This is a genomic window from Paraburkholderia sp. NPDC080076 (assembly GCF_050281145.1).
Classification (GTDB): Bacteria; Pseudomonadota; Gammaproteobacteria; order Burkholderiales; family Burkholderiaceae; genus Paraburkholderia.
The window spans coordinates 233,528-242,960 of record NZ_JBNNWQ010000013.1 but is presented as its reverse complement, the minus strand read 5'-3'; the positions used below and the strand labels follow the sequence as shown (position 1 = coordinate 242,960).

Sequence of the window (9,433 nt, the reverse complement as noted above, 5' to 3'; positions counted from 1 at the left end):
ATAGTGCGGATTACCCGTGTGAAAGTAGGTAATCGTCAGGCTCCCCCGCAGCAAACAGAAACCCCACCCCAAAAAGGTGGGGTTTCTGCGTTTACACAGCCGGAAAAAACAGGCGAAGAAATGGGGCGAACAAAGACTCCGGTTTGCGATCCGCACTGAGCAATCGTGTGCAACACACTCCGCAAACGGTCCTTTCCACTTTGCAGGCACCCGCACAGGAGAGCACAGCGCCGCCGCCGCACCCACCCGCAGCCAGCGACACCTAACAACTCCAACTATGACGCCTACCGCGTCGCGACATCCCCACCGCCGCTCGCGCCCGCAGGCACCACGCCATCGCCGATCTGGGCGTCGCCGACTTCTGCAAGCAGCGCCTCATCGCGTGCAATGACTTTCGGCAGATGTGTACGCAGGAACTCGACCCAGGTCCGCGTCTTCGCGTCGATGAACTTACGCGACGGATACAGCGCGTAAATATTCATCTTCTGCGCCGTATACTCCGGCAACACGCGCACTAACGTCCCATCACGCAATCCGGAAATCGCCGCGTACAGCGGCAACATGCCAATGCCCATCCCTTCGCGAATCGCGACAATCATCGATTCGGCGATGTTCACGTGCACCGGCCCATTCACTTCCATCATTTCGCTGCCATTCGGCCCATCGAGCACCCAATCGTGCGGCGGAAACGCCGGCGTGTGCAGGATCAAACACTCATGGTGCGCCAGATCGGCCGGCTGCTGCGGCGCGCCGTGCGCGCGCACATACGCCGGCGACGCGCACAGAATGCTAAAGGTCGTCCCCAGCGGGAGCGATACGAGTTCCGAATTAGGCAAACTGGAAGCACCGATCACCGCAACGTCCGCGCTGCCTTCGAAAAGATCAGGCATGCGCTGCGACAGCGTCAGCTCGACCGTCACCTCCGGATACAGCGCGCGATAGCGCGAGATGGCCGGCAGCACGTAATGCTGGCCGATGCTGGCAAAACTGTGCATCCGCAACGCGCCGCTCGGGCGCTCGTGCGCACAGCTGGCTTCTTCTTCCGCCGTGTCGACATCAGCGAGTATCTGCTGACATCGTTTCAGATAGCGCTCGCCCGCAGTGGTGAGCGCGAGCCGCCGCGTTGAACGGTTGAGCAACCGCGTTCGCAGATGAGCTTCGAGTTCCGAGACCGCACGGGACATCGCGCCGGTCGTCGAATTGAGCGACTGCGCGGCGGCGGTAAAACTACCGGCTTCGACCACGCGCACGAACACTCGCATATTTTGTAACGTATCCATCGATCCTTCTATTTCACGGCTGAAGCCGTATTGTCCGCCTGTCTCGGATGCGCATTGTTGTTCGTTCTGGAAGGGACGTTCCGCGGCCGTCCTCTTAATGCGCGCGCAGCATGCCCCTACAATCGGCGCCTTGCGTGGCCGGTGTGAGCGGTCTTCTTCACCGGCGCTTTTTCCAGCGACCAACCGGGGCGCCTTGCTTCCAGATGAAACGCGAACATGCGATCGAACCGACGGCGGATTCCCGCCGGAAGTGGGGCGTCATGTTGCAAACGCTCAGTCCGGCTGTTCGGGACTGGGCGACCAGCGACGGTCTGGTTTGGCTGCATCTGTTCAAAACGGTCACCGCGGCGCTGTTGGCGCTCGGCATTGCGATGCTGCTGGATCTGCCTCAGCCGCGCATAGCGATGACCACGGTGTTCGTGCTGATGCAGCCGTTCAGCGGCATGGTGCTCGCCAAGAGTTTCTATCGGATTCTCGGGACCGCGGTGGGCACGGTCGCTGCGCTGGTGCTCGGCGCGCTGTTCGTCCAGCAGCCCGAGTTGTACATGCTCGGCATGATCGGCTGGGTGAGCGCCTGCATTGCGGCAGCGGTCCGGTATCGGCATTTCAGATGGTACGGCTTTGTGCTTGCGGGTTACACCGCTGCGCTGATCGGCATCCCGAATGTGACGGTGCCTCACGACCTGTTTCTGGCGGCGCTCACGCGCGCGGCGGAAGTGGCGGTCGGCATCGTGTCCTCGAGCGCGGTGAGCGCGCTGATCGTGCCGCAGCGGTCCAGCCTTGCACTGCGGCGTGCGCTACAGATTCGGTACGGAAATTTTACTGCGTTCGCTGCCGATGTGTTGGCTCGCAGCATCAAGCGGGGCCAATTCGAGCGGCGCTTTGCGGATCTCGTCGACGAGATCGTCGGTTTCGAGGCGACGCGCACTTTCGCCGCCTTCGAAGATCCGGCCATGCGTTCGCGCAGTCAGCATCTCGGCCGTTTGAACGGCGAGTTCATGGATGCCTGTGCGCGACTGCATGCACTACATCAACTGCTCAAGCGTCTGCGCATGAATGGCTCGGCGCCGGTCGTCGCGGCGACCGAACCGTATTTTCATGAGCTGGCCGCGCTCATGTCGCCACCGCTCGAAGTCACAGGGGACCCATCGCGTACGGCCGCCCGTTTGCGACACTTTCAGGCGAGCTTGCCGCGGCGTGTGCGTGAAACGAGACGGCCGCTGGAAGCCACGCCCGCCGAATCGCTGGCGGACTTCGATACGGCGGCGGAATTGCTGTACCGGTTCGTCGACGAATGGATCCGTTACTCGCAGACCTACGTGACGCTCACGCAGCGCAAGCCGGGCAACCAGCCGCGGACCACCAGCCGCTACGTCAGCAAAACCAACACCTTTGTCGTCGCGTTGACTTTTATGCGCTCGGCTGTGGTCATGGCAATCGCCGGCTGGTTCTGGATCACGACGGACTGGCCGAGCGGCGGCCTTGCGGTGATCGGCGCGGCGCTGGCGTGCGCGCTGACGTCGACTGCGCCGAATCCGTCGAAGATGGCCGTGCAGATGGCCGTCGGCGCCGTACTGGCGACCATGACCGGCTATCTGTTCACGTGCTATGTGTATCCCAACATCGACGGTTTTCCGCTGCTGTGCATGATGCTGGCGCCGGTGCTCGCACTCGGAGCATTCATCGCCACGCGCAAGTTTGCGGCGGGATATGGGATCGGTTTCTCAGTGTTCTTCTGTTTGCTCGCCGGGCCTGACAACGTCGTCACTTACGCGCCGGATCTGCTGATCAACAACGGCATTGCGCTCACCGCGTCGATGCTCTTGGCAGCGCTTGTCTTCGCGGTCGTTTTCCCGACCGACATGCCTTGGCTCATCGGGAAAATCATGGGCGATCTGCGGGCGCAGGTCGTGTCCGCGTGCAAGGACGAACTGCCGGGTCTCAATCAACGCTTTCAGTCGAGCACGCACGATCTGACTTCCCAATTGCGCATGCTGTTGACGCGACGCTCCCGGCGCCGCCGCGATGCATTGCGCTGGACGCTCGCGACGCTCGAAGTGGGTCACGCCGTGATCGATCTACGCAACGAAGCGGCGCGCGCCGACTACGCGCACGCACTTCATCCGCGCTGGACCAGCGCCATAGAGCACATGCGCGATGACCTCGCGCGGCTCTTCGAGCGACCTGACTCGCGTGGTCTGGAGCGCGCGCTGGTGTCCGTGCGCGCGGCCACGTGGATTGCGCAGGACGTGCTGCAAACGGTTCATGCCGATCGCGAAAAGCGTCACGACCTGCAGCGCATCCTGAGCTGCCTGCACTTCATCCGCACGGCGTTGCTCGACAAGGACGCGCCGTTCAATGCGCGTTGACCGATGCACGCGACGATCGACTATGTGCATCGATCCTTCTACAGAATGGAAGGATCACTTCCGGACCGCCCCATTTATCCGCGGGAAAGGCAGCCATATAGTTTCATCACTGCCTCGCAGTCCCCCAACGGGGCTTCCTACGGGGCAGCACTGTAAGTCATGGAGAACGAAATGAATGTGTTGAAGATTGCTCTGATTGCCTGCTCTTTGTCCGCTGTTGTCGCTCACGCACAATCGGCGCCGGCCGCCCCCGAACAACAGGTCGCTCAAGCGAATGCACAGCGTGCGAAGAACGCCGAAAGCCAAAGCCGCATCACCACACCGGCGATCAACGCTGAAGAGTGCGTTGGGCCCGTGAGCTTCTGCAACATCTACTTCGGCAGCTAAACAGCGCCACGCGTCATATCTGAAGTACGTGCAAGACCTGTCGCGACCGTTCGACGCGACGCAGCACCTGGCCGCGACGCCGTCCTTTGTGACGCCGCGGTGGGTGCGACAATCCGGCTGCTGAGCGAAGCACACCATAGACGTGCGCACCAGTAGACTGGACTGGTGACTATGGAGAGACTCAGTTTCATGTACCAAGACCGGATTCGCTGCGCTGAGTTGCGCGCAAAAATCACTTCAGCCGCCGAGGCGGCGCTTCTGATTCAGGATGGCATGTGTGTCGGCGCCAGCGGCTTCACGCGCGCGGGCGATGCCAAAGCCGTCCCCGTTGCGCTTGCCGAGCGCGCGCGCCAGGAAGGCAAGCCGCTGCGCATTACGTTGATGACCGGCGCATCGCTCGGTCACGATGTGGACCGCACGCTCACCGAGGCGCACGTGCTGGCTCGCCGCTTGCCGTTTCAAGTGGACAAGACGCTTCGCGACGCCATCAACCGCGGCGAAGTCATGTTCGTCGATCAGCATCTGTCTGAAACGGTCGAGATGCTGCGCGCGAACCAGCTCGGCAAACTCGACATCGCCATTATCGAAGCCACCGCGATCACCGAGACCGGCGGCATCGTGCCGACCACGTCGGTCGGCAATTCGGCGAGCTTCGCGATTCTCGCCGACAAGGTCATCGTCGAAATCAATCTTGCTCAGCCGCTCGCGCTCGAAGGGCTGCACGACATCTGGATTCCGGGCCGCAGGCCGAACCGCGAACCGTTGCCGATCGTCCGTCCGCAAGACCGGGTCGGCACGCCGGCCATCGAGATTCCGCTCGAAAAAATCGCGGCGATCGTCATCACCGATATGGCGGACAGTTCATCCACGGTGCTGCCGGCGGATGCCGAGACCGAATCGATTGCAGGTCATCTGATTGAGTTTTTCCAGCACGAAGTATCGCGCGGACGCATGCCGAAGCGCTTGCCGCCATTGCAAGCCGGCATCGGCACGATTGCCAATGCCGTGCTGGCCGGTTTCGTCGATTCGCCTTTCGACGCCTTCGAAATTTATTCAGAAGTGCTGCAGGATTCGACCTTCGATCTGCTGGATGCCGGCAAGGTGACGTTCGCCTCCGGTGCGTCGATCACGTTGTCGGCCGCGCGCCAGGCGCAGGTGTTCGGCGAACTCGAACGCTATCGCGATCGTCTCGTGCTGCGTCCGCAAGAAGTCAGCAACCATCCTGAAGTGATTCGCCGGCTCGGTCTGATCGCGTTGAATACCGCGCTCGAATTCGACATCTACGGCAACGTGAATTCGACTCACGTGGGCGGTACGCACATGATGAACGGTATCGGCGGTTCGGGCGACTTCGCGCGCAACGCGTCGTGCGCGATCTTCGCGACCAAGTCGATGGCCAAGGGCGGCCGCATTTCGAGCATCGTGCCGATGGTGCCGCATTGCGATCACAACGAACACGACGTGGACGTGGTCGTGACGGAGCAGGGGCTCGCCGATTTGCGCGGCCTCGCGCCGCGGGAACGCGCCACGCTGATCATCGAGAATTGCGTGCATCCGCTGTATCGCGATCTGTTGCGCGACTACTACGGGCAAGCATTGAAGGGAGGCGGGCAAACGCCGCATCAGTTGGATCAGGCTTTCGCCTGGCATACGCGGCTGCGTGATACCGGCTCGATGTTGCCGGCGGTGGAGACGAAGCTTTAAACGCGGGTAGTCAGCTCAAGCCGGCGTCAGGTGGCGTTCGCCCCTGACGCCGTAAGACATCAGATGCTACGCTCAGGCGCCTCGTCGGACGAGCCGGATAAGAAACAATAGAATGACCGCGCCGATCACCGCCGTGATGATCGAGCCGATCCAGCCGCCGCCCAGCGAAATATGCAGCACGCCGGCGAGCCAGCCACCGATGAACGCGCCGACAATGCCGACGATGATGTCGACGATCAGGCCGAAGCCGCCGCCCTTGACGAGCACGCCTGCCAGCCAGCCAGCGATCGCGCCGATGATGAGCCATGCAATGATGCCGTGTTCCATAATCGAGACTCCCTAGTTGAGTGTGAAAAATTCACGGTGACAGAGCTTAGTCGATGGTTATGGGACAGTCCATATTCAGGACGCGGAATTAACATTGTCTGAATCTATTGCAGATCAAGTGTAGACGATGCGCGCGCAGATGGGGGACTTACGCATTACGCTTACTCGGGCGTCGGCTCCGCTTCTCTGGCCGTCCAACTGACGCTGGAGACGCTCTTTTCCATGCTGATGCGGCTGGCCATCTGTTCGAGCTTCGACTGATCCTTGGGATGCATCTTCAACGTTGCAGTAACGCGAATGCGTCCTCGGTCGTTTTCGACGTCCTCGCTCGTCAGGCTTTGAAACGACAGCGGCGTCGAATACATGGAGTTGGATACGGCGGTACGAATGTGAATCTCGTCGGCTTCCCGGCAGACGATTGTCAACACGTATTCGCGGACGAGGTCGGCGTTCGATACCGGCGTCGCGTTGATCGTACGGCTGACTTCGCGCAGCACGGTATTGGTCAACAGCACGACCAGGGTGCCGGCTAGCGCCGGGCCGTAATGGCCCGCGCCGCACAAAACGCCCACCGCGGCCGAGCACCACAAGGTCGCCGCGGTGTTGATCCCCTGAATGGAACCCTTGTCGCGCATGATTACCCCGCCGCCGAGAAAGCCGACGCCGGAGACCACATACGCGGCGATCTGGGTGATGCCCGCCGTGCCGTTGCCGGTCAGTACGCCGAGCGTGACGAACAGGCACGCGCCGCTCGCGACCAGCGTGATGGTGCGCAGGCCTGCATTGCGCTGACGTATCTGCCGCTCGAGGCCGATCGCGACGCCACAGGCGAAGGCGGCGAGAAGCCGCCAGACGAATTCAATTGTCATCGGTAAGCAAGGTTGAGGCGCGAAATCGCACAGTGTGAACCGTATGCGTGACAGCGACACGTCCGCCTCGATGGGACGCGGGCGCGTTCAGGCACGGCGCAACGCAGCGCAAACGAAGACTCGCAGCGCTGAAAGGCGAGCAACGTCAGCACGGCATCAGGCCATGCGGCGCTTCACTGCGACTTCACTGGCAATTTCGCTGGTAGAAAGCGGGTATCAACGACGTGCACCGCCGGCCCGAAGGCAAGACGGCGACAGGTAAAGACTGGCGCGGAAATCCTGCTGATCAGGCGATCGGGCGAATCGAAGCTCGGCGTGTACTGCAGCTACTGTCCAAGATCGTGATTCCAGGTAGATGAATTGGGCGGATTTTAGGCGCCTCTGCAAAGTTAAGTCAAGCCGCGATCAGGCGCGGCGGCGAATCAGTTGCACGCTTTCTTTGGGGAAGTTTCTGAGCTGATAGGGAAGCTATTCCCACATAAATACGGACTCCGAATATTGACGATGTTCATCCCGGAAAACACACTGTCTGCATCACTCGGAACACGTCGCACGGCCTTGGCGCTCAATTCCGCGTTTTTTGCTCTCGCATCGTTCAGACGGCGCCGCGATCCGCACGACGTCGTTGTTTCCGCCGCCCATCCGAATCGAGGAATATATGAAAGGTAAAGCTCTTGGCTTCATCGCCGGCGCGTTGATCGCTGCCGCTCCACTCGTATCGTCGGCCGCAGGTCTGCCGGCACCGTTTGAAGGCAGCAGCACGCTGCAGGCGGACGGCGTCGTGAAATCAGTCGATCAGGCCAACCATTCGGTCACTGTGCTCGATGCACAGGGCGGCGAAGCGTCGTTCAACATCACCGACACGCGCAATCTTGCGCAGATCAAGCAAGGGGGCAAAGTTCACATCCGCATGATGCGCAATGCCGTGATCAGCGTCGCGCAGGGTGCGGACGGTCGAGCGGCCGCGGCTCAGATCGCCCGGTCGAACACGGTTCAGAGCGTGACCGCTCACGTCGAGGCCATCGACCATGCTTCCGGCATCATGGCGCTCAAAGGCCCGAATGGGTCCGTGTTCCATATCCAGGGCCGCGATCCGGCGAAGATCACCGGCGTGACGCCGGGTATGCAAGTGGTGGTGGCGTTCGCGCCGCAAGTCAGCGTGGCCGTGGCGCCCGCGCAGTAACGGGCGCCTTCGTCGGAGCTTAATCGGGTTCGCCGGGTACGAGACGCAAGCGCGTGATTTCGGAAGGTGCGCCCAGACGCTTCGGCGGTCCCCAGTAGCCGGTGCCGCGGCTCGTGTACACCCAGAGTCCGTTCAGCCGCGCGAGACCGGCGGTGAACGGCTGCTGAAAGCGCACGAAGAAATTCCACGGGAAGAACTGGCCGCCATGCGTGTGGCCGGATAGCTGCAGCGTGAAACCGGCTGCTGCTGCGGCTTCCGCTGAGCGCGGCTGGTGGGCGAGCAGCACCTTGATCAGCACGTCGCCAGGCGCGCCGGCCAGCGCGGCGACCGGATCGCTGCGGTGCGCCGGGTCGTGATGGCCTGCTGAATAATCGGTGACGCCGGCAATCACGGCGCGTGCGCCGTCGTGATCGACGATCACGTGCTCGTTCAGCAGGACGTTCAGTCCCAGGCGGCGAAATTCGTCGATCCAGGCGTTGGCGCCGGCGTAATACTCGTGATTGCCGGTAACGAGAAAAGCGCCATGGCGCGCACTCAACCGTGACAGCGGCTGCGTATGTTTGGTCAGTTGCGGCACGCTGCCATCGACGATATCGCCGGTGACAGCGATCAGATCCGGCTTGAGGCGATTCACCGCGTCGACGATTGCGTCGACATAGCGGCGTTTGATGGTCGGGCCGACGTGAATATCGCTGATCTGCACGATCGTGAAGCCGTCGAGCGCGGCGGGCAAATCGTCGATCGGCACTTCGATCGTCACCACCTTGGCGCGGCGGCGAGCGTTGAACAGGCCGACGAGCGTGGAGAGCAGGGCGAGCAACGGCACAGCCGCCGCTGAGCCGGTTCGCCAGTGTGCGATGGCGACGGTGTTCGGCCAGATTGCGTCGACGGTCAGAAGCGACGCGAGCACGAGGTCGCGCGCGAAAGTCAGGACCAGCAGCGAGGAGAAGAACCCCATCGCCAGCAGGCCGACCCATGCGAGTCGGTCGCCGAGCGGTTGTTGTTTGATCGTGCGCGCGAGCATGCCGAGCGGAATCAGAAAGATCGACAGCACGAGCCACAACACGCACAGCCAGCGGCCGGTGGTATCGATCGGCATGTCGGGAATCAGACGCAAGCCCACGTAAATGTGCAGGAGGATGCCAATCAGGATGATGCGAACAAGAAACGATGAGCGGCGCATAGAGAAGATCAAGGCGGGAAGGGGCCGGCACAAGCGGAGGAGCGGCGGCGGCTCGTCGGCCGCGGCAATGCCATGGCCGACGAGCCGATCCATTCTACCGAGATGTGCAAGCGCGTGCCGGCGGCGCCAAA

At 61.9% G+C, this 9,433-nt stretch carries 8 protein-coding genes; 4 read left to right on the top strand and 4 right to left on the bottom strand.

The window, feature by feature from the left end; all coding sequences use genetic code 11:
- Positions 1 to 284 precede the first annotated feature (284 nt).
- A complete protein-coding gene (locus ACQKRQ_RS36890) occupies positions 285 to 1,280 on the bottom strand; it encodes a LysR family transcriptional regulator (protein ID WP_132382721.1) in 996 nt (331 codons plus the stop codon).
- Between the two features lie 203 nt (positions 1,281 to 1,483).
- On the opposite strand from ACQKRQ_RS36890, the gene ACQKRQ_RS36885 reads away from it, so the two are divergent.
- From ACQKRQ_RS36885 to ACQKRQ_RS36875, 3 genes are all read left to right on the top strand, one after another.
- Positions 1,484 to 3,649 (top strand): FUSC family protein, encoded by a 2,166-nt coding sequence (locus tag ACQKRQ_RS36885; RefSeq protein ID WP_427482553.1) that lies wholly within the window; start codon positions 1,484 to 1,486, stop codon positions 3,647 to 3,649.
- Positions 3,650 to 3,820: 171 nt separating this feature from the next.
- Positions 3,821 to 4,036 (top strand): hypothetical protein, encoded by a 216-nt coding sequence (locus tag ACQKRQ_RS36880; RefSeq protein ID WP_427482551.1) that lies wholly within the window; start codon positions 3,821 to 3,823, stop codon positions 4,034 to 4,036.
- Between the two features lie 189 nt (positions 4,037 to 4,225).
- A complete protein-coding gene (locus tag ACQKRQ_RS36875; RefSeq protein WP_408433147.1) occupies positions 4,226 to 5,740 on the top strand; it encodes an acetyl-CoA hydrolase/transferase family protein in 1,515 nt (504 codons plus the stop codon).
- Positions 5,741 to 5,812: 72 nt separating this feature from the next.
- Here ACQKRQ_RS36875 and ACQKRQ_RS36870 read toward each other — a convergent pair whose 3' ends face one another.
- Positions 5,813 to 6,067, bottom strand: a complete 255-nt coding sequence (locus tag ACQKRQ_RS36870; protein WP_105509570.1) for a GlsB/YeaQ/YmgE family stress response membrane protein — start codon at positions 6,065 to 6,067, stop codon at positions 5,813 to 5,815.
- 161 nt (positions 6,068 to 6,228) lie between these two features.
- The gene (locus ACQKRQ_RS36865; protein ID WP_427482549.1) at positions 6,229 to 6,936 is read right to left on the bottom strand and encodes an MgtC/SapB family protein; all 708 of its coding nucleotides are present in this window, start codon (positions 6,934 to 6,936) and stop codon (positions 6,229 to 6,231) included.
- A gap of 658 nt (positions 6,937 to 7,594) precedes the next feature.
- On the opposite strand from ACQKRQ_RS36865, the gene ACQKRQ_RS36860 reads away from it, so the two are divergent.
- A complete protein-coding gene (locus ACQKRQ_RS36860) occupies positions 7,595 to 8,119 on the top strand; it encodes a hypothetical protein (protein ID WP_427482548.1) in 525 nt (174 codons plus the stop codon).
- A gap of 19 nt (positions 8,120 to 8,138) precedes the next feature.
- Here ACQKRQ_RS36860 and ACQKRQ_RS36855 read toward each other — a convergent pair whose 3' ends face one another.
- Complete coding sequence (locus tag ACQKRQ_RS36855; protein ID WP_427482547.1) at positions 8,139 to 9,302, bottom strand: metallophosphoesterase; 1,164 nt, start codon at positions 9,300 to 9,302, stop codon at positions 8,139 to 8,141.
- Between the last annotated feature and the right edge of the window lie 131 nt (positions 9,303 to 9,433).

What these genes read in the sequence shown, in the direction of transcription:
- ACQKRQ_RS36880 (WP_427482551.1), top strand. Translation starts at nt 3,821, where the DNA reads ATGAATGTGTTGAAGATTGCTCTGATTGCCTGCTCTTTGTCCGCTGTT.
- ACQKRQ_RS36860 (WP_427482548.1), top strand. Translation starts at nt 7,595, where the DNA reads ATGAAAGGTAAAGCTCTTGGCTTCATCGCCGGCGCGTTGATCGCTGCC.
- ACQKRQ_RS36890 (WP_132382721.1), bottom strand. Translation starts at nt 1,280, where the DNA reads ATGGATACGTTACAAAATATGCGAGTGTTCGTGCGCGTGGTCGAAGCC.
- ACQKRQ_RS36870 (WP_105509570.1), bottom strand. Translation starts at nt 6,067, where the DNA reads ATGGAACACGGCATCATTGCATGGCTCATCATCGGCGCGATCGCTGGC.
- ACQKRQ_RS36855 (WP_427482547.1), bottom strand. Translation starts at nt 9,302, where the DNA reads ATGCGCCGCTCATCGTTTCTTGTTCGCATCATCCTGATTGGCATCCTC.
- ACQKRQ_RS36865 (WP_427482549.1), bottom strand. Translation starts at nt 6,936, where the DNA reads ATGACAATTGAATTCGTCTGGCGGCTTCTCGCCGCCTTCGCCTGTGGC.
- ACQKRQ_RS36875 (WP_408433147.1), top strand. Translation starts at nt 4,226, where the DNA reads ATGTACCAAGACCGGATTCGCTGCGCTGAGTTGCGCGCAAAAATCACT.
- ACQKRQ_RS36885 (WP_427482553.1), top strand. Translation starts at nt 1,484, where the DNA reads ATGAAACGCGAACATGCGATCGAACCGACGGCGGATTCCCGCCGGAAG.